This is a genomic window from Caballeronia sp. HLA56, from assembly GCF_054655155.1.
On sequence record NZ_BAAHOB010000005.1, the window covers coordinates 118,531 to 137,208 of the forward strand.

The window sequence follows — 18,678 nt, forward strand, 5'->3', positions numbered from 1 at the left end:
CGCAGCGAGGCGCGGCCGTTTGTCCTGCAAAGAACGCGGACGCAAAAAAGCCGCGTCGAAGCGCGGCTTTTCGTTGGCTACTTCCGATACGGGATGAAGCGCTTACTGCCCTTCCCCGAACTTGTCGGCGATAAGCGCGAGGATCGCTTTCATCGCATCGGCTTCGTCGGCGCCTTCGGTTTCGATGGTCACCGTGCTGCCGATACCCGCTGCCAGCATCATCACGCCCATGATGCTCTTGGCGTTGATCCGGCGACCGTTACGGCTCATCCAGATTTCCGACTGATAGCTACCGGCCAGTTGCGTGAGCTTCGCCGATGCCCGCGCGTGGAGTCCCAGCTTGTTTACGATCGTTGTTTCCTGTTGCAGCATGATGCTCCGGGCGCTAGTGGATGAATTGAGCGGCGTCAGTGACTCGCGGCCTTCGCGGCGACGAGATCGGCACTCGCGGAGCACGCCGGATCTTGCGAACCGGCAGCCTTCGTCGCGAGCGCGCAAGGATTAAGCGGCGTGGAGGAATCCAGTTCCTGGATGCCTTTCGAGCCGCCTTGCAGAATTTTTTCGGTAAGCGTGTCGATGGGAGTCGCGCGATAACACACGGCGCGCACGAGCATCGGCAAATTGACGCCTGCGAGCACGCGCACGTCCGTTTCCGCGAGACTCGCCGCGATGTTCGCGGGCGTCGCGCCGAAGACGTCGGTGAGCACGATGGCGCCATTGTCTTCTCGCAGACGGTCGAGTTCCGAGCGCGCGAACGCGCGGACTTCGACGGGATCGCAGTCGGGCGTTACGTCGACGACGCCGATGCGTGCGGGCAAGCCGCCGTAAATGTGCGCGACACACTCGCGTAGCGCGGTAGCGAACGGAGCATGCGCGATGATCAGAATGCCAGCCATGTCAGGATTGCTGCCTCTGTAACGACGCCAGGGTTGCCGGCGTCTAGAGATCGCTCGAAAACGCGCGAGCGGCGCGGGATCGATGCCTATATGGTCGCACGCGGGCCGAAAATCAACCGCCTTACGCCAGACACCGTTCCACCATTACCACAGCTTACGCTTGCACTCTTAAACACAGTTTAAGACCGGAAAAAGCACGTTCCAACCCTAAAACTTGCAAGCAACCGGGAAATAATTGTAACAGCGTCGGCGATTATGTTTTTGCAGCGCGCCAATTCGAGCGTTGGCTAGCGCTCGAAAGGCCGTTTAGCCGACCGCGCGTTCGAGCGCGTCGATGAACATTCCAGCAACGTCGAAGCCTGTCTGATCCATGATTTCGCGGAAGCATGTCGGGCTCGTCACGTTGACTTCCGTCAGGTAATCGCCGATGGCATCGAGGCCGGCCAGCAAAAGCCCACGTGCTTCAAGAATTGGCCCGAGCGTTTCGGCAATCTCGCGATCGCGCGCCGACAGCGGTTGCGCACGGCCAAGACCGCCCGCCGCCAGATTGCCGCGCACCTCGTTGCCCTGGGGAATACGCGCCAGCGAATACGGCACCGGCTGACCGCCGATCACCAGAATGCGCTTGTCGCCGTCCGTGATCTGGGGGATGAACTTCTGCGCCATCACCGTACGCGCGCCGTCCTCGCTCAACATCTCGATGATGGACCCGAGGTTCATGCCGTCCGCTTTCACGCGGAACACGCCCATGCCGCCCATGCCATCGAGCGGTTTCAGAATGACATCGCCATGTTCCGCATGAAAGCCGCGCAGGCGAGCCGCATCGCGCGTGACGAGCGTGGGCGCCACGTACTGCGGCCATTCGGCAATAGCCAGCTTCTCCGAATGATCGCGAATGGCTTGCGGCTTGTTGAAAACGCGCGCGCCGGCGCGTTCCGCGATTTCGAGCAGCCAGGTTGCGTTGACATATTCGAGATCGAACGGCGGGTCTTTACGCATCAGCACCGCGCCGAAACGCGTGAGCGGCAAATGCTCCGCCTGTTCCGCCGCGAACCACGGCCAGCGGTCGCTGTTCGCTTCGTCGCCGACAATCGCAATGCGTCGCACGCTCGCGTCGACCGACGTGCCAGTCCACGCCAGATGCTGCGGCTCGCATGCGTACAACACGTGACCGCGCCGCGCGGCTTCGGCCATCATCGCGTAGGTCGTGTCTTTATAGATCTTGAAACGATCGAGCGGATCGGCGATGAAGAGAATGTCCATGTGTATTCGCTTGGGCTAGTGACCGTGGCCATGAGTATTGGCCACGAGAGCAGGGCATTATGCACTCAGACCTGAATGGCTTCCGGGTCGGTCTTCTCGAGTTCCACCGATGCCGCCAGCAACCCAAGCCTGGCCACCACGCCATACATGTAAAAGCGGTTCGGCGGCGCGGCGCCGGGCTTCGCGTGCGCATCCGGCAGCGCGGTGTGCTCGAAGCCGAGCGGCACGAAATGCATGCCGGGCGCGTTGAGGTTCTGGTCGCGTTCGCGCGAGTCGTGCACGCGATAAAACCCGCCGACCACGTACCGGTCGATCATATACACGACCGGCTCCGCCACCGCATTCTCCACGCGCTCGAATGTGTGCACGCCTTCCTGCACGATCACATCGTGCACCTGCAGGCCTTCCTTCGCGTCGTTCATGCGCGTGCGCTCGCGCTTGGTCAATGCGGCGACCTCGCTTGCGTCGTGCACGGTCATCACGCCTTTGCCGTACGTGCCGGCATCGGCCTTGATGACGACATACGGCTTCTCGCTGATGCCGTACTCGCGGTACTTCTTCGCGATCTTCTTGATAACGCCGTCGATTGCCTCGGCCAGCGCTTCCTCGCCCGTGCGCGCCTCGTAATCCACGCCTTCGACGTGCGCGAAGTACGGGTTCACCATCCACGGATCGATCTCGACGAGCTTCGCGAACTTTTTCGCGACATCGTCATAGCAGGCGAAGTGCGTCGACTTGCGGCGCACCGCCCAGCCCGCATGCAACGGCGGCAGGATGTATTGCTCGTGCAGATTTTCGAGCACGGGCGGAATGCCGGCGGAAAGATCGTTGTTGAGCAGGATCGAGCACGGATCGAAATTCTTCAGGCCGAGACGGCGCGGCGTGCGTTCGAGCGGTTCGAGCACGACCTTTTGACCATCGGCGAGCGGAATGGTCACGGGCCCGTGGATGTTTTCATCGAGCGTGCCGAAGCGGACGTTGAGTCCCGCCTGACGCATGATGGTCGCGAGCCGCGCAACGTTCTCCAGATAAAACGCGTTACGCGTGTGCCGCTCCGGAATCACGAGCAGATTCTTCGCGTCCGGACAAATTTTTTCGATGGACGCCATCGCCGCCTGCACGGCAAGCGGAAGCACTTCGTGCGGCAGATTGTTGAAGCCGCCGGGAAAGAGATTGGTGTCGACGGGCGCGAGCTTGAAGCCGGCGTTACGCAGGTCGACGGAACAGTAAAACGGCGGCGTGTGCTCCTGCCATTCGAGACGGAACCACCGTTCGATGGAAGGCGTAGCCTCGAGAATTTTCCGCTCGAGGTCGAGCAGCGGGCCACTTAACGCCGTAACTAAGTGCGGAACCATTGATTTCTCGTGGACAGCGTTTTGCGTGGGACTGGGCAACCGCCAAGGCGATCGTTCCAGCCGATACAGGGACGAAAGATTGTAGAGCAATTGCCCTGCCTAACTGGGTATGGACCGCCATTTAGCAAGGCTTTGCGGCCCATCGTGGCAATCTGCACAGGCAATCCGGGCCATTTGCGGCGCGAGCCGCGCTGGACGAAAACCCGACGTAACGCGCGGACGAAAAAAAACCCGCCATGAAGGCGGGCCAAGTCGCTGCGCTCGTTCGTTTGCCGTCGCCCCGGCGACATGCGCCGATCGGATGAGAACCGGCGCGCCCTCTCGCGGCACGCCGGATCGCGGCTCAAATCCCTTATTCGACGTGCTCGCCATGCAGCGTGACGTCGAGACCTTCGCGTTCCTCTTCTTCCGTCACGCGCAGGCCCATGACCATGTCGATGATCTTGAGCAGCACGAAGCTGACGACGCCGCTATAGACCAGCGTGACCAGCACGCCCTTCGCCTGCACGATGACATTGCCATCGAAGCCGCCGATGTCCTTCACTGCGAACACGCCCGTCAGCAATGCGCCGATGATCCCGCCCACGCCGTGCACGCCGAACGCATCGAGCGAATCGTCGTAACCGAACTTGTGCTTGAGCCACGTTGCCGACCAGAAGCAGACCACGCCCGCCACGATGCCGATCACGATAGCGCCCGTCACGCCCACGAAGCCCGAAGCCGGCGTCACTGCAACGAGACCTGCAACCGCGCCCGAGATGATGCCGAGCACCGAAGGCTTACCCTTCGAAATCCATTCCGCGAACATCCAGCCGAAGGCGGCGAATGCGGTGGCGATCTGCGTCGTGAGCATGGCGAAGCCGGCACGGCCGTCAGCCGCGACTGCCGAACCCGCGTTGAAGCCGAACCAGCCCACCCACAGCATCGATGCACCGATCAGCGAGAGCACGAGGTTGTGCGGCGCCATCACTTCACGGCCGTAGCCAACGCGCTTGCCAAGCACCAGACAGCACATCAGGCCCGCGATACCGGCGTTGATGTGAACCACCGTGCCGCCCGCGAAGTCGAGCACGCCCGCGCCTGCCAGCCAGCCGGTCGGTTCCCAGACCATGTGCGCGATCGGCGAGTAGACGATGATCGACCACAGCGTCATGAACACGAGCATCGCGGAAAACTTCATCCGGTCGGCGAACGCGCCGGTGATGAGCGCCGGGGTGATGATCGCGAACGTCATCTGGTAGACGAAGTAGACCGATTCCGGAATCGTCGATGCCAGATGGCTGACGGTCAGCGTCGTGGCCTTGTCGCCCTTGATGTAGTTCATGCCGTGCAGGAACACGCGCGAGAAGCCACCCAGGAACGAATTGCCCGGCGTGAACGCGATGCTGTAGCCCACGACCGTCCAGATGATCGTGACGAGACAGCAGATTGCGAAGCTCTGCATTACCGTTGCCAGCACGTTCTTCTTGCGAACCATGCCTGCGTAGAACAGCGCGAGGCCCGGAACCGTCATGAACAGCACGAGTGCGGTCGAGGTGAGCATCCAGGCGGTATCGCCCGAGCTGATCTTCGACGAATCGACCGAGAATGGTTCGGTCGGCGCGGCGGGAGCGGCGTCGGAAGCTGCCGCCGCTGCGGAAGCGCCTTCCGCCGACGAAGCCATCGCCGTGTTGGCGCTGGCCGGTGCGCTTGCAGGCGCCGATGCGGCGTCGGCCGCGGGTGCCGAGGCAGCGGCCGGAGCGGACGCGTCCTGGGCGAGTGCGGTGCCGACATTGGCGCCGACCAGGGCGCCCGCCACCAGCAATGACATCAAAAAGTTACGCATTCTTCGGTTTCCTCTTATCGCCGATTTCTTTTCTTAGAGCGCGTCCGCGCCGGTCTCACCGGTACGAATACGAATGACCTGTTCGATTGCCGTGACGAAAATCTTGCCGTCGCCGATTTTTCCCGTGCGCGCCGCGCGTTCGACCGCTTCGATCGCCTGATCGACGATGTCGTCCGACACGGCCGCTTCGATCTTCACCTTCGGCAGGAAATCGACGACGTATTCCGCGCCCCGATAAAGTTCGGTGTGACCTTTCTGGCGGCCGAAGCCTTTTACCTCGGTCACCGTGATGCCCGAGACGCCGATCGCCGAGAGCGCTTCGCGCGCTTCGTCGAGCTTGAACGGCTTGATGATTGCGGTAATGAGCTTCATGTATCCCTCGCTGTGGTGTGCCTCTGATCCTTCGATGCCTTCTAAAGCGGGATGCCTCGGTTGCAAGCCCACGTCCGTCCTGTCGGGCCGCTGAAAGAAGCGTGCAGAAAAGGTCCGCGCCACTTATGCAACTCGTATGCCAATCGAGTGCTCGCGGGGCTTTGCACGATTTCACGAAAGGCGCGCGCAAGGGATCTGCCGAATGGCTAACGCGCGCCGTACCTGCTGGCGCCGGGGTGGGTTCGTTGCTAGAGTGCTCGCAAGGTCCCGTTAAAAGGGGCAAAGGCGGAAAACGCGGGAGCGCGGGAGCGCTAAAATCGCGGCGCCTCGAATGTGCCCGGCAGTGCGTGACGAATGCACCAAAATCGATCATGCAACCGGCCGGGGCACTGACCTAACAATGAATGCACTTTTTTTGTGCAAAGGGAGAAACGATGAAGCAGCCCAACGACGTTTTCAATGACCTGCAGCAGAAGATGAGCGAGCTCTTTAAGAATTCGCCTGCTAAAGACGTCGAGAAAAATGTGAAAGCCATGCTTTCGCAGGGCTTCTCGAAGCTCGATCTCGTGACCCGCGAAGAATTCGACACGCAGACTCAGGTGCTCGTGCGTACGCGCGCCCGGCTGGAAGAGCTGGAAAAACGCGTCGCGCAACTGGAGCAGCACCAGCCGGGCGTCTCCTCGTCGCAGGACTGACGGCTTTAGCCACTGTCGACCTCGGCCGGCGAGCCGTGAAGTCCTAGTCTCATTGCCGGCGCCGCCTTCGAGCGCGCGCCGTTTCAGGTGAAATCATGTCGCTTGCCGTGGTCAAGAGCCGCGCACCCGCCCCTGGGCGCGCGCCGGAAGTGGTCGTCGAAGTTCATCTCGCAAACGGATTGCCGTCGTTCTCCATCGTCGGCTTACCCGATCTCGAAGTTCGCGAAAGCCGCGAGCGCGTGCGCGCCGCGCTGCAGAATTGCGGACTGGAATTCCCCGTCAACCGCATCACCGTCAATCTCGCTCCGGCAGATTTGCCAAAGGAGTCGGGACGTTTCGACTTGCCTATCGCGCTCGGCATTCTGGCGGCGAGCGGACAGATTCCGGCTGCGTCGCTCGAAAATCGTGAGTTCGCTGGGGAGCTGTCGCTGACCGGCGCGCTGCGGCCCATGCGCGGAGCATTCGCGATGGTGTGCGGAGCGGCGCGACACCATGCATCGAACGGTTCGGAGAGCGGGCGTGCGCCGGAAATCTATGTGCCGCTCGCAAGTGCTGCCGAAGCCGCGCTGGTGCCCGGCATCGAAGTGTTCGGCGCGGCGGATTTGCCGACGCTCTGCGCGCATCTGAACGGCGTTCCGGATGCGCGGCTTCGTCCCGCGCGGGCTTTTGCGCAATTGAATGCGTCATCGTGGCCGGCCGCGCCCGATCTCGCGGATGTCATCGGGCATCCGGCTGCGCGTCGCGCGTTGGAGGTTGCGGCGGCGGGTGGTCATCATCTGCTGATGGTCGGGCCACCCGGCGCGGGCAAATCCATGCTCGCCGCGCGCTTGCCAGGCCTGCTTCCGCCAATGACCGACGACGAAGCGCTCGCCTCCGCCGCCATTCTGTCGGCAAGCTCGCTCGGATTTACGCCCGCGCAATGGAGGCGGCGGCCGTTTCGCGCGCCACATCATTCATCGAGCGCGGTGGCGCTGGTTGGCGGCCGAAATCCGCCGCAGCCGGGCGAGATCACGCTTGCGCACCTGGGCGTGCTTTTTCTCGACGAGTTGCCCGAATTCGATCGCAAGGTACTCGAAACGCTGCGCGAGCCGCTCGAAGCGGGTTGCATCACCGTGTCCCGGGCGGCGCAACAGGCCGAGTTTCCTGCCGCGTGTCAGCTCGTCGCCGCGATGAATCCGTGTCCGTGTGGATGGCGTGGCGATCCAGGCGGACGTTGCCGATGCTCACCCGACGTCGCCGCGCGCTATTTGCGCAAGTTGTCCGGACCGCTGCTCGATCGCATCGATATTCAGATCGAGTTGCCTGCGCTCTCGCCCGCTGAACTCTCGGCGCGCGGCGCCAAGCATGGCGAATCCAGCGCAACGGTGGCTTCACGCGTCGAGGCGGCGCGCGCTGTCCAGCTCGCGCGGCAAGGCAAGACCAATCGCGAACTCGATGGCCGCGATGCCGACACGCTCTGCCGACCCGATGCCGAAGGCGCCGCGCTCCTGCGCGCCGCGAGCGAGCGCTTCGGTTGGTCGGCGCGCGGCTATTACCGCGTTTTGAAAGTCACACGGACCATTGCCGATCTGTCCGGCGCGAACATTCCGACCGCGGCGCATGTCGCGGAAGCCGTGCAATACCGTCGCGCGTTTCCTGCGGCATGAGCCTCAAGGTCTTTGGGCGCGAAATATTGCCTGTCAAGACTTGACTTATGCACACCAAGCCGATCCGCCATTCTTTTTCCTACTATCAACCTACATGACAGAACGCATTGCACAGACCATTGATTTTATTGAACTATTTAACTTGCCATGAAGGGAGGCAGAGTAAGCCCGGCCACATGAAGCGGGCTTCCAGCGACTTACCGACACTGTTTTCCACAAAGTTATCCACAGACTCTGTGGATAGCGAAAAAAGTCCTGACAAATCCGGGCATTAGACGTCAAAGCTGTGAATGAACTTCGGCTTTGTAAACCCTCAGGAACAGCACTCTTAAGTGAGCAGTCGCAGAAAACCGAGGTTTACCTCTAAAACAGTTTGAAGGAAGAAAAGAATTGGTCAGACTGTTCAGAAGGCGGCGCTTCGTCTGAGACAATCGCGACTTGGTAGACATGCATGCCATGCGCCACGAAGCGCGCGTGAATCGTCCGGCTCTCGCGCTGATTCCCGCTTTGTCCCTTGACTTCCATCTCGCTGCCGAGCACTCGACCGCCGACAGCAAGGTCGATCTGCGTCGCGCGCGCGGCCGGCTGGGCATTCACGTTACGGGCGAGGCCTTGCTGGAGGAAATCGAGCGCGGCGCGTTGCAACGCGGGATCGGCGCTGGGCAGGACAACCGTGCCGATTGCGAAAACCGCGTCATTGGCTTCGGCGGTCTGCATGCGCATGGTCATCGGCTGGCCGGCAATCTGAATCTTGCGCTCCTCGGCGTGCGGCTTGGCGGGCAGCGTGACTTCGTAGCCGTCGTCGTTGTTCATGATCGTGCGCCAGTCATACGACGGCGTGCACGCGATCAACGCGCCGCATGCGACACATGCGCACACCATCGCGCTCAATGAACGTGCGCGCATGGAACGATTCGGAATATTGCGCACGAGAAACCGGCGCAGACTGGCCGTATTCGCAGAAAGAACTCTCTTCATGGCTGACCGTTGCGTGAAAAGCATCATTATCGCGCCGCGATACCCGGATTTCGTTTGGCCGACCGGATGCGTCACGACTGCGCCGCACGTTTGGCGCTAAAATAACCAGCACTTTCCCATTGCAGTTGCGCCTTACAAGGCGCTTCGCTCGACTACGAGCCGTTCGAGGTTGCCATGTCCCAAGCCACTCAAGATACTCAGACTCGTGCCAAGAGTCCGTTGCGCTACGTTGTAATGGCGCTCGTCGCCGGCGTGATCGCATGCACGGGGTATTTCGCGTTCGGCGGACAACAGAAGGTGCCCGATGCAACCTTCACGCTGCTTTCAGGGCAGAAGATTTCCACATCGAACGATCTCAAGGGCAAGGTCTATCTCATCAACTTCTGGGCGACGAGTTGCGAGACTTGCATGAAGGAAATGCCCCAGATGATCGACACGTACAACAAGTTCAAGGGTCGCGGGCTCGAATTCGTGGCCGTCGCCATGAATTACGACGCGCCGATGTACGTCAGCAATTATGCGCAGACGCGCAATCTGCCGTTCAAGGTCGCCATGGACGACGGCAGCGCCGCCAAACAGTTCGGCAACGTCCAACTGACGCCGACGACGTTCGTGGTCGACAAGGACGGCAAGATTCTCAAGCGCTATGTCGGCGAACCGACTTTTGCCGAGCTGGATGCATTGCTCAACAAGGCGCTTGGAGCGGCTTGAAGGAACGAGCGCGTTGAGCGGCGTCGCGTTGGGGAAAACTTACGACTGGCTTGAGCGTGCGGCGTACCGAGGCGCTCAGGATTGGCTAGCAGCGCTCAACGGTGGATCTAGGTAATAACGCGGCGCAAAAAGCGATTCAAGGAACGGGCGTTGAACCGTTTATCCGCCGTTCGACTTTCGCCCGGCTTAAAGGCCAGCCCGAACCGGCCAGCCAATACGCGCCAGCACCCTACCGCTCAGCATCCCCCTTCACCGCAATCCCGTATCGCTTGATCTTCTCGTAGAGCGTCGCCTTGCCTAGCTGCAGGCGATCAGCCGCCACCGCCACCGCCCCGCCGCACTGCTCCAGCGTCTGTGCAATCACCGCGCGCTCGAATTGCTCCGTGCGTTCCTTGAGCGGCTGCGTAGACGTATCGAGCGCGGCTCCCGTATCGTCGATGACACCGAGCACCATGCGATCCGCCGCATTGCGCAGCTCGCGCACGTTGCCAGGCCATTCGCGCTGCATGAGTTCGGCGCGCTGACGGTCCGTGATGAGCGGCGCAGGCCGTTCGTAGCGCACGGCGGCATCGAGCAAAAAGTGTTCGAAAAGCGGCACGATGTCCTCGCGACGCTCGTTGAGCGGCGGCAGTGAAATGGTCACGACGTTGAGCCTATACAGCAAGTCGCGGCGAAATGTGCCGTCCGCGACGTGTTCGTTCATGTCGCCTTTCGCGGCGGCCACCACGCGCAGATTCGCGCGTACCGGCTGATTCGAGCCGAGCCGCTCCAGCACGCCGTCCTGCAGCACCCGTAGCAGTTTCACTTGAAGCGAGAGCGGCATGCTCTCGATTTCATCGAGGAACAGCGTGCCGCCCGATGCCGCCTCCAGCCTGCCGATGCGCCGTTTCTGCGCGCCGGTGAAGGCGCCGGCCTCGTAGCCGAACATCTCCGATTCGAACATCTGCTCCGGCAACGCGCCGCAATTCACCGCGATGAACGGCTTGTCGCGGCGCGCCGAAAGATCGTGCAGACTGCGCGCGATCAGTTCCTTGCCCGCGCCGGTATCGCCGTTGATGAGCACGGACGCATCCGTCGGCGCCACGTTGGCGATCAGCCGCCGCACTTGTTCGATAGCCGGACTGCGCCCGATGATGCGGCTCTGCCCCGCCAGTTCGCGCCGCAGCGCCTGGTTCTCGAGCACCAGCGTGCGTCGCTCCAGCGCGCGGCGTACCGCTTCGATCAGCCGCTCGGAGGCAAACGGCTTCTCGATGAAGTCGTACGCGCCGTCGCGCATGGCTTGTACCGCCATCGAAATGTCGCCGTGACCGGTGACGAGTATCACCGGCACTTCGGGCGCGCGCTCCCGGCATTGCGCGAGCAGGTCGAGACCGCTCGCGCCCGGCAAACGGATATCGCTCACGATCACGCCCGTATAACTCGCGTCGATGGCGCGCGCCGCCGCTTCGACGCTGCCGTGGCCGATCACGTCGAAGCCCGCGAGCTGCAGGCTCTGCACGCTCGCGCGCCGCACGAGTTCGTCGTCTTCGATATAGATCACCTGCGAACCGGTGCTCATGGTCTTGCCCCTTATGTTGCCTCATGCACGCCGGCCTTCAGGCGCGGCGCAACGTCAGTACGAATTCGGCGCCGTAGGAACCGTCGGCGTCGGCTTGCGTGCCGCCTTCGGGACCGGCCGCGACGATTGGCGCCACGCGATTGCGCGCGATCAGCGTACCGCCATAATCTCGCGCGATCGCCGACGAAATCGCGAGTCCCAAACCGAGCCCGTGACCCGTTTCCTTCGTCGTGAAGAATGGCTCGAAAAGGCGCGGGAGCACGTCGGCGGGAATGCCGGGGCCGTTGTCGCGCACCACGATCTCGACCACGGTTTCACGCGCGTCGAGTTCCATGACGATGCGCGGGGCATCGCATGACGCGACGGCATCGAGCGCGTTGCCGATCAGGTTGATGAGCACTTGCTCCAGCCGCAAGTCCTCGCAACGCACGAAGACCGACGCGCATTCGCCTTCGATCTCCGGTGCGATATCGAGCGCGACGTTCTTCATGCGCGGCCGCAGCATGGCGAGCGTGTTGTGCAGCGCGCGTGCGACGTCAGTGCGCGCGTTCTTCGGCCGCGCCTTCGCGACGAAGAGCTTGAGCTGATTCGTGATCTTGCCCATGCGCTCGGTGAGCGACGCAATCGCTTCGAGATTCTCGCGCGCCGCCGCCTGATCGCCGCGCTCGATCAACACGCGCGTGTTGTCCGAAAAGCTGCGCAGAGCCGCAAGCGGCTGATTCAATTCATGCGTGATGCCGGCCGCCATTTGCCCGAGCGCGGCGAGCTTGCTTGCCTGGATGAGTTCGTCGTGCGCCGCGCGCAGGTCCTGTTCGGCGCGCGTGCGTTCGTTGACTTCCTTCGTCAGTTGCTCGTTGGCCTCCGACAGATCCGCTGTGCGTTCCGCGACGCGTTGATTCAGTTCGGCATACGCGGTCTGCAGCATCTCGCGGCTGCGGATCATCTCGCGCACGCGCGCGCGCCGCATGCGCCAGTAAAACGCCAGCAGACACAGCGACACGAATACGAGGGCCGTCACGACCACCGCGTTTTGCGCGGCGCTCTCGACCGGATCGAGCGGCGCCATCGTGATCAACTGCCAGTCGGGTTCGCCGATAGAACGCCGCGTCGCCAGAAAGCTCGGCGCATTGCGCCCGCCGCCGACGCGCACGATCTGCGCGCCGCCTTCGAGCGTCTTTGCGATGGTCATCGGCAAGGGCGTGATGGGCTGTTGCGCGTACTGGCGCGTCTGGTAGACGGACGCCTCGACGCTTTGCGGCAACGGCCTCACGGTGTGATATTTCCACGAAGGCACCGAGGAAAGAAAGATCACGCCGTGGTCGTCGGTGACGAGTAGCGGCTCCGTGGCATCCGCGCCTTGCAGCCATTCGAGATTGAGCTTCACGACCGCCACGCCGATCAGTTCGCGCGTGCCTTCCTTGAACACCGGCTGCGAGATGTAATAGCCCGGTTCCAGCGAAACGGTGCCGAGCCCGAAAAAGCGTCCGACGCCGCCCTTCGCGGCATCGACGAAATAAGGTCTGAAAAGATATTCGACGCCGACAAAACTGTCCGGTCCGCGCCAGTTACTGGCGGCGACGCAGAAGCCGTCCTTGCGGATCAGATAAGTCGCGGTGGCGTGCGCGCGCTGGTTGAGGTCTTCGAGATACTGGTTCGCGCGATCGACGTTGTTGCGGTCGGGCGTGTCGAGCACGTTCTGCACGAGCGGATGGCGCGACAGCAGATACGGCAGATATTCGTAGCGGTCGAGCGTGCTTTTGAGCGTGTTCGTAGTGCGATCCACGCGCACCGCGGCATTGAGCCGAAGCTCGTCGATACCCCGCCGCCACGCGATCTGCCAGGTGAGCGCGCAACACGCCGCAAGCAGAGCGGCGAGCGCGAAGAACACGAGGATGCGGCGCGACACGTGAGCAGATTCCCGCAAATGAGTATCTGCCATTGTGGCATACGCGCCTTCGATGTAAGGCCGCGGCGAAGCGCCGGTTGGCTGATGCTTCGCCGCGTGCATGGCTGCCTGCTTTCCGCGGCTTTAAGCGACGGTTTCGGGTTCGTGCTCGGCCGCGCCGTGCTTGAGCGCGTCGCGCAGCTTGTTGCGATCGAGCTCGTTCTCCCACGCCGACACCACCACCGTCGCCACGCCATTGCCGACGATATTCGTCAGCGCGCGGCATTCGCTCATGAAGCGGTCGATGCCGAGAATCAGCACCATGCCCGCGAGCGGAATGGTTGGCACGACTGCAAGGGTTGCCGCCAGCGTGATAAAGCCCGCGCCGGTCACGCCGCTTGCGCCCTTGGACGTGAGCATGGTCACCGCGAGCAGCGTCAACTGCTGGCCCCAGCTTAAGTCCGTGTTGGTTGCCTGCGCGATAAACAGCACCGCCATCGTCATGTAGATGTTGGTGCCGTCGAGATTGAACGAGTAGCCCGTCGGCACGACGAGTCCCACGACCGAGCGCGAGCAGCCGAGCTTTTCGAGCTTGAGCATCAGTTGCGGCAACGCGGCTTCGGACGAACTCGTGCCGAGCACGATCAGCATCTCTTCCTTGATGTAAGCGACGAAGCGCAGGATCGAGAAGCCCACCATCCGCGCGATGGTGCCGAGCACCACGAGCACGAAGACGATCGACGTCAGATAGAACGTGCCGATCAGCTTGAGCATGGGGAACAGCGAGCCGATCCCGTACTTGCCGATGGTGAACGCCATCGCGCCGAACGCACCGATGGGCGCGAGTTTCGTGATGATGCCGACCATGCCGAACAGCACGCTCGACAGCCCTTCGATGAAGCTCGTCACCACGCGGCCGCGTTCGCCGAGATGCGCGAGCACCGAGCCGAACAGGAGCGCGATCAATAGAATCTGCAGGATTTCACCTTGCGCGAACGCGGAGATCAGCGTGTCGGGGATGATATGCAGGAAGAAATCGACCGTGCTCTGGCCGTGCGCCTTGGTCGCGAACGACTCGACGGCCTTGTGGTCGAGCGTCGCGGGATCGACGTTGAAGCCGACGCCGGGCTTGAGCACGTGCGTGGCGATGAGGCCGAGGACGAGCGCGAAGGTCGAGACGACTTCGAAATACAGCAGCGCCTTGCCGCCGACGCGTCCGACCTTCTTCATGTCCTCCATGCCGGCAATACCGGTCACGACGGTACAGAAGATGATCGGCCCGATCACCATCTTGATGAGTTTGATGAAGCCATCGCCGAGCGGCTTCATGTCGGTGGCGAGAGCGGGATAGAAATGCCCGAGCGCGATACCGATGGCGATGGCCAAGAGCACCTGCACGTACAGGACTTTATAGAAAGGTTTCTTCACGATAGTTCCAGGCAAAGGTCAGGCAGTTGGCGAAAAAAGAGCCAGCGGCGGGCTTTGACGCTTGATGCGTGTCGGTTGTGTTGGCAACGAGCATCGGAAACGCGTCGTTCGAGCGAGAGCCGCTACGTCGACGGATTCAGGAACGGATGGATGCGAAGGGATTCATCAGCTTGTCTCCTTGACTTTTATAGACGGCTTCGCGGGCCGTAACTCTTCTATTGCAAGGGCGATGCCAGACTTTTTGCTGCGTAACCTGCTGATTTGGCTGAATATTTTTAGGACCTTGGCGATTGCCAATCCAGCTTTCCGGAAATCCGGAAAATGCTTGTCCGGGAGTTCGGACTATTCGATGCCGTCTGTCACGACGTCTTGGTGTGGGCGAAGTTCACGCCATCTGCGCGCTGTCGGCCAAAAAAAACCCACGGTCTCCGTGGGTTTTCTTCTTCGTGCGAAATGCAGGAAAGGCAGTAAGCAGCTTCAAACCACGCCAGCGCCATGCGCCTGCAAATCTGCGTGATAGCTCGAACGGACCATCGCGCCGACTGCCGCGTGCGTGAAGCCCATCTTGTACGCTTCTTCCTCGTACATCTTGAACGTGTCCGGATGCACGTAAGCCCGCACCGGCAGATGATGCTCCGACGGTTGCAGGTACTGGCCGATCGTCAGCATGTCGACGTCGTGCGCGCGCAAATCGCGCATCACCTGAAGAATTTCTTCCTCGGTTTCGCCGAGGCCGACCATCAGCCCGGACTTGGTCGCGACTTCCGGATGCAGCGCCTTGAAGTCCTTCAAGAGCTTGAGCGAATGATGATAATCCGAGCCCGGACGTGCTTCCTTGTAGAGACGCGGCACGGTTTCCAGATTGTGGTTCATCACGTCTGGAGGCGCGGCGGTCAAAATGCCGATCGCGCGATCCAGCCGGCCACGGAAGTCCGGCGTCAAGATTTCGATGCGCGTTTCCGGCGAATGCTCGCGCACCTGCCGAATGCACTCGACGAAGTGCGCCGCGCCGCCGTCACGCAGATCGTCGCGATCCACGCTCGTGATCACCACGTACTTCAGCTTCAGCGCGCCGATGGTGCGCGCGAGATTCAACGGCTCTTCCGTATCGAGCGGGTCTGGACGGCCGTGGCCCACGTCGCAGAACGGGCAACGGCGCGTGCATTTGTCGCCCATGATCATGAACGTGGCCGTGCCCTTGCCGAAGCACTCGCCGATATTCGGGCAGCTCGCTTCTTCGCAAACCGTATGCAGATTGTGTTCGCGCAGAATCTGCTTGATCTCGTTGAAACGCGAACTGCCGGTGGCCGTGCGTACGCGAATCCATTCCGGCTTCTTGAGCTTTTCGATCGGTATGATCTTGATCGGGATGCGCGCGGTTTTCGCCTGCGCCTTCTGCTTCGCGGTGGCGTCGTAGGCGGCGGGCGGAACGGCGGTGTTGCCGTCGGTCGATCCAGCAAGATTTGCGGTTGCGTCAGTCATTCGCTTGATCCGTTTGAGTCTGCTTGGACGGCGGCGCCGTCGTGCAATTGTGCGGCGGCAGCAGGAACGCCGTCGATCTGATGCGCCAGCCGTTCGGCGAGCGTCGCGGCTACGTCGCGCCAGTCGGCTTCGACGCCGAGCGTCGCCATGTCGACCGTTTCGAGTCCCGCGTAGCCACACGGGTTGATCGCGAGGAAGGGCTGCAGGTCCATCCTCACATTGAGACTCACGCCGTGATAACTGCAGCCGTTGCGAATCTTGAGTCCCAGCGCGGCGATCTTCGCGCCTTCGTGCAGCGCGTGCGAACCGGCGTTGGCGCCCAGTTCCGTGTGCCGCGCGGAAGGCTTCGCGACGTAAATGCCAGGCGCGCCGACCTTACGATCCGTGACAAGATTATACGACGCAAGGGTTTCGATCACGGCCTCTTCGATCCGGCGCACCAGTTCACGCACCATCAGCTTGCGACGCCGCAGATCGAGCAGCAAATAGGCCACTATCTGACCGGGCCCGTGATAGGTGATTTGTCCGCCGCGATCCACCTTGATGAGCGGAATGCCGCTGTCGGCCAGGAGCAGATGCGCCGGGTTGCCGGCAAGTCCGAGCGTGAACACGCGCGGATGTTCGACGAGCCAGATTTCGTCTTGCGTTTCGGGCGTGCGCGCGTCGGTGAAGGCGCGCATCGCGTCGAAGCTTTCCTGATAAGGCTCTAAGCCGCGCCAGCGCAACGTGACCGGATGGTCGCCGAAGCGGAAGACGCTGGACGGTTCGGCGGGAGTGGAGCGTTCCGGCGCGAAAGCGGTGGAAATGGCGGACATGATTCCGATAGTTTACCGAAATCGCTCGATGCCCGCCGACGCTGAACCCGAAGATAATGCGCCGGACTGCGCTTCAGACCGTGCGCCAGCCCGAACGCAACCGCTGCGCGAGACGTTCGATGCTCGTCGATACCCAGTGGATCGCGCGCTCGTCGCAGCGCGGCACAATGGTGAAGACGACTTGCGCGGGGCGGTCGCCGTCCACCGAAAGCCATAGGCGTTCGCGTTCGCGCAACTTGAGTTGGTCGCCGGGCACGAGCCAATAGTCTTCGGTGTCGTTGCTGCGCGTCGCCCAGACCGTGCTGCCTTGCACCGAAAGCCGCGTGCCACGCACGATGCGCATCGGCACCGTTTCGCCCGGCTTGATTTCGAACATGACGCTTGTTGATATTTCTCGCATGATCCACTCCGCCAAAGGAACGTTTCGATGACTACAATCCTAGGCGTGGCAAGGCGTTGAACCAAACGATCAATTTTCACTGCTATGTGAGCCAAATTGACAACCGACCCTCAGACTATCCATACAGATTTGCGCCAGTTGCCCGCTCTGAATGCGCTTCGAGCGTTCGAAGCCGCCGCGCGTCATGAGAGTTTTTCGCGCGCTGCCGACGAGCTTTTCGTGACGCACGGTGCGGTGAGTCATCAGATTCGCGCACTCGAAGCCGAACTGGGCGTGCCGCTTTTCGCGCGCGACGGGAAGCGCGTACGCCTGACCGATCGCGGCCGCCAGTACGCCGTCGAAGTGCGGGCCTCGCTCCTTTCGCTGGCCGAATCCACGCGACGAATTCGTTCCGGCGACCGGGACCGCCGCCTGATCGTGTCGATGCTTTCGTCGTTCTCGGCGCGCTGGCTGACGCCGCGCGTGGGCAAATTCATCGAGAAGCATCCGGAAGTGGATCTGGAACTGCACTCGACGAACGCGCTCATCGACTTCAATCGCGACGATGTGGACCTCGCGATTCGCTTTGGCTACGGCAAATACGCCGGTCTGCATACAGAAGAGTTGCTCGACGAAGTGTTCTTCCCCGCGTGTTCGCCGCGCTTCAACGGCGGCAATCTGCCGCGCACGCCGGCCGATCTGGCGAACCTGCCGCTGCTGCGTTCGAACGACGAGTTGTGGCGCCCGTGGTTCGACGCCGCCGGCCTGACGCAAACGCCGGAACCGAAGCGCGGCGTTCTGTATGAGGATTCGTCGAATCTGCTGCAGGCGGCGATCGACTGTCAGGGAGTCGCGCTGGTGCGAAGGTCGCTGGCGATGCAGGAAATCATCGCGGGAAGGCTTGTGCGTTTATTCAACGTGGATGGTCCGAGCCCGTGGACCTATTTCTTCGTCTGCCCGCCCGCGGCGATGCAAACCGCGCGCGTGCAGGCATTTCGCAATTGGATTTTCGACGAAGCCGAGCAGTTCCGGCAGCTCTACGAACGCACGCCCGCAGTCTGCGACGCACCCGAAAGCACGCTCAAAGCACTACCTTGACCATGGGATGGCCGGTAAGCGCGCGATAGATGTCGTCCAGATGCGCGCGGTTCTGCGCGCGCACGGTGCAAGTCAGGCCGGTGTAATTGCCGCCCGACGAAGGCCGCGCTTCGACGCGCCCGTCGTGAAATTCGTTGTCGTATTCACGCAGTACGTTGACGATCGCGTCCTGAAACTCCGGATGCGTCTTGCCCATCACCTTGATCGGAAAGTCGCACGGAAAGTTGAACAACGCGTCGATGTCGGGGTTTGCGGCGGTTTGAGGTTTGGATTCGGACATGGCTTTCTCCTT

18 protein-coding genes are annotated in these 18,678 nt (G+C 61.9%); 4 read left to right on the forward strand and 14 right to left on the reverse strand.

The features are described from left to right. Positions 1 to 102: 102 nt before the first annotated feature. The 6 genes from ACYQ47_RS19990 to ACYQ47_RS20015 form a co-directional block, all read right to left on the reverse strand. Positions 103 to 372, reverse strand: coding sequence for an HPr family phosphocarrier protein (locus ACYQ47_RS19990; RefSeq protein ID WP_244826866.1), 270 nt, complete (start codon positions 370 to 372; stop codon positions 103 to 105). Between the two features lie 35 nt (positions 373 to 407). Further along, the gene (locus ACYQ47_RS19995) at positions 408 to 896 is read right to left on the reverse strand and encodes a PTS sugar transporter subunit IIA (RefSeq protein ID WP_244826865.1); all 489 of its coding nucleotides are present in this window, start codon (positions 894 to 896) and stop codon (positions 408 to 410) included. Positions 897 to 1,202: 306 nt separating this feature from the next. Continuing rightward, the gene (gshB, locus tag ACYQ47_RS20000; RefSeq protein WP_244826864.1) at positions 1,203 to 2,159 is read right to left on the reverse strand and encodes a glutathione synthase; all 957 of its coding nucleotides are present in this window, start codon (positions 2,157 to 2,159) and stop codon (positions 1,203 to 1,205) included. Between the two features lie 65 nt (positions 2,160 to 2,224). Further along, the gene (gshA, locus tag ACYQ47_RS20005; RefSeq protein ID WP_250462790.1) at positions 2,225 to 3,514 is read right to left on the reverse strand and encodes a glutamate--cysteine ligase; all 1,290 of its coding nucleotides are present in this window, start codon (positions 3,512 to 3,514) and stop codon (positions 2,225 to 2,227) included. A gap of 352 nt (positions 3,515 to 3,866) precedes the next feature. After that, the gene (locus ACYQ47_RS20010) at positions 3,867 to 5,339 is read right to left on the reverse strand and encodes an ammonium transporter (protein ID WP_244826862.1); all 1,473 of its coding nucleotides are present in this window, start codon (positions 5,337 to 5,339) and stop codon (positions 3,867 to 3,869) included. A gap of 33 nt (positions 5,340 to 5,372) precedes the next feature. Beyond that, positions 5,373 to 5,711, reverse strand: a complete 339-nt coding sequence (locus ACYQ47_RS20015) for a P-II family nitrogen regulator (protein WP_014190273.1) — start codon at positions 5,709 to 5,711, stop codon at positions 5,373 to 5,375. Between the two features lie 434 nt (positions 5,712 to 6,145). On the opposite strand from ACYQ47_RS20015, the gene ACYQ47_RS20020 reads away from it, so the two are divergent. Continuing rightward, the gene (locus tag ACYQ47_RS20020) at positions 6,146 to 6,406 is read left to right on the forward strand and encodes an accessory factor UbiK family protein (protein ID WP_250525320.1); all 261 of its coding nucleotides are present in this window, start codon (positions 6,146 to 6,148) and stop codon (positions 6,404 to 6,406) included. 95 nt (positions 6,407 to 6,501) lie between these two features. Continuing rightward, on the forward strand, positions 6,502 to 8,052 hold the full coding sequence (locus ACYQ47_RS20025) for a YifB family Mg chelatase-like AAA ATPase (RefSeq protein WP_250462787.1): 1,551 nt from the start codon (positions 6,502 to 6,504) through the stop codon (positions 8,050 to 8,052). A gap of 363 nt (positions 8,053 to 8,415) precedes the next feature. Here ACYQ47_RS20025 and ACYQ47_RS20030 read toward each other — a convergent pair whose 3' ends face one another. Further along, a complete protein-coding gene (locus tag ACYQ47_RS20030; protein ID WP_459906566.1) occupies positions 8,416 to 9,030 on the reverse strand; it encodes a hypothetical protein in 615 nt (204 codons plus the stop codon). A gap of 174 nt (positions 9,031 to 9,204) precedes the next feature. On the opposite strand from ACYQ47_RS20030, the gene ACYQ47_RS20035 reads away from it, so the two are divergent. Then, positions 9,205 to 9,741 carry a peroxiredoxin family protein gene (locus ACYQ47_RS20035; protein WP_250462782.1) on the forward strand — a complete coding sequence of 179 codons (537 nt, stop codon included), beginning with the start codon at positions 9,205 to 9,207 and terminating at the stop codon, positions 9,739 to 9,741. 229 nt (positions 9,742 to 9,970) lie between these two features. Here the strand turns inward: ACYQ47_RS20035 and ACYQ47_RS20040 are convergent, their stop codons facing one another. From ACYQ47_RS20040 to ACYQ47_RS20065, 6 genes are all read right to left on the reverse strand, one after another. Beyond that, on the reverse strand, positions 9,971 to 11,299 hold the full coding sequence (locus tag ACYQ47_RS20040) for a sigma-54-dependent transcriptional regulator (RefSeq protein WP_244826858.1): 1,329 nt from the start codon (positions 11,297 to 11,299) through the stop codon (positions 9,971 to 9,973). Positions 11,300 to 11,336: 37 nt separating this feature from the next. Then, positions 11,337 to 13,307: a sensor histidine kinase gene (locus ACYQ47_RS20045; RefSeq protein WP_244826857.1), complete on the reverse strand. Its 1,971-nt coding sequence runs from the start codon at positions 13,305 to 13,307 to the stop codon at positions 11,337 to 11,339. A gap of 21 nt (positions 13,308 to 13,328) precedes the next feature. After that, positions 13,329 to 14,612 (reverse strand): dicarboxylate/amino acid:cation symporter, encoded by a 1,284-nt coding sequence (locus ACYQ47_RS20050; RefSeq protein ID WP_459906567.1) that lies wholly within the window; start codon positions 14,610 to 14,612, stop codon positions 13,329 to 13,331. 477 nt (positions 14,613 to 15,089) lie between these two features. After that, a complete protein-coding gene (lipA, locus tag ACYQ47_RS20055; protein ID WP_459906568.1) occupies positions 15,090 to 16,094 on the reverse strand; it encodes a lipoyl synthase in 1,005 nt (334 codons plus the stop codon). Further along, positions 16,091 to 16,909: a lipoyl(octanoyl) transferase LipB gene (gene lipB, locus ACYQ47_RS20060; protein ID WP_309841196.1), complete on the reverse strand. Its 819-nt coding sequence runs from the start codon at positions 16,907 to 16,909 to the stop codon at positions 16,091 to 16,093. Before lipB ends, lipA begins: the two co-directional genes overlap by 4 nt. A gap of 73 nt (positions 16,910 to 16,982) precedes the next feature. Then, positions 16,983 to 17,309, reverse strand: coding sequence for a DUF2917 domain-containing protein (locus tag ACYQ47_RS20065; protein ID WP_244826854.1), 327 nt, complete (start codon positions 17,307 to 17,309; stop codon positions 16,983 to 16,985). Positions 17,310 to 17,405: 96 nt separating this feature from the next. Here ACYQ47_RS20065 and ACYQ47_RS20070 point away from each other — a divergent pair, with 96 nt between their 5' ends. Then, entirely contained in the window at positions 17,406 to 18,386 is a 981-nt protein-coding gene (locus ACYQ47_RS20070; protein ID WP_459906569.1) for a transcriptional regulator GcvA, read from the forward strand. On the opposite strand, the gene ACYQ47_RS20075 is transcribed toward ACYQ47_RS20070, so the two are convergent. Beyond that, the gene (locus ACYQ47_RS20075; protein WP_244826853.1) at positions 18,370 to 18,666 is read right to left on the reverse strand and encodes a DUF493 family protein; all 297 of its coding nucleotides are present in this window, start codon (positions 18,664 to 18,666) and stop codon (positions 18,370 to 18,372) included. The two genes, ACYQ47_RS20070 and ACYQ47_RS20075, sit on opposite strands and share 17 nt — an antisense overlap. Between the last annotated feature and the right edge of the window lie 12 nt (positions 18,667 to 18,678).

Coding starts and splice junctions, on each gene's coding strand:
- ACYQ47_RS19990 (WP_244826866.1), bottom strand. CDS start 372: ATGCTGCAACAGGAAACAACGATCGTAAACAAGCTGGGACTCCACGCG.
- ACYQ47_RS19995 (WP_244826865.1), bottom strand. CDS start 896: ATGGCTGGCATTCTGATCATCGCGCATGCTCCGTTCGCTACCGCGCTA.
- gshB (WP_244826864.1), bottom strand. CDS start 2,159: ATGGACATTCTCTTCATCGCCGATCCGCTCGATCGTTTCAAGATCTAT.
- gshA (WP_250462790.1), bottom strand. CDS start 3,514: ATGGTTCCGCACTTAGTTACGGCGTTAAGTGGCCCGCTGCTCGACCTC.
- ACYQ47_RS20010 (WP_244826862.1), bottom strand. CDS start 5,339: ATGCGTAACTTTTTGATGTCATTGCTGGTGGCGGGCGCCCTGGTCGGC.
- ACYQ47_RS20015 (WP_014190273.1), bottom strand. CDS start 5,711: ATGAAGCTCATTACCGCAATCATCAAGCCGTTCAAGCTCGACGAAGCG.
- ACYQ47_RS20020 (WP_250525320.1), top strand. CDS start 6,146: ATGAAGCAGCCCAACGACGTTTTCAATGACCTGCAGCAGAAGATGAGC.
- ACYQ47_RS20025 (WP_250462787.1), top strand. CDS start 6,502: ATGTCGCTTGCCGTGGTCAAGAGCCGCGCACCCGCCCCTGGGCGCGCG.
- ACYQ47_RS20030 (WP_459906566.1), bottom strand. CDS start 9,030: ATGAAGAGAGTTCTTTCTGCGAATACGGCCAGTCTGCGCCGGTTTCTC.
- ACYQ47_RS20035 (WP_250462782.1), top strand. CDS start 9,205: ATGTCCCAAGCCACTCAAGATACTCAGACTCGTGCCAAGAGTCCGTTG.
- ACYQ47_RS20040 (WP_244826858.1), bottom strand. CDS start 11,299: ATGAGCACCGGTTCGCAGGTGATCTATATCGAAGACGACGAACTCGTG.
- ACYQ47_RS20045 (WP_244826857.1), bottom strand. CDS start 13,307: ATGCACGCGGCGAAGCATCAGCCAACCGGCGCTTCGCCGCGGCCTTAC.
- lipA (WP_459906568.1), bottom strand. CDS start 16,094: ATGACTGACGCAACCGCAAATCTTGCTGGATCGACCGACGGCAACACC.
- lipB (WP_309841196.1), bottom strand. CDS start 16,909: ATGTCCGCCATTTCCACCGCTTTCGCGCCGGAACGCTCCACTCCCGCC.
- ACYQ47_RS20065 (WP_244826854.1), bottom strand. CDS start 17,309: ATGCGAGAAATATCAACAAGCGTCATGTTCGAAATCAAGCCGGGCGAA.
- ACYQ47_RS20075 (WP_244826853.1), bottom strand. CDS start 18,666: ATGTCCGAATCCAAACCTCAAACCGCCGCAAACCCCGACATCGACGCG.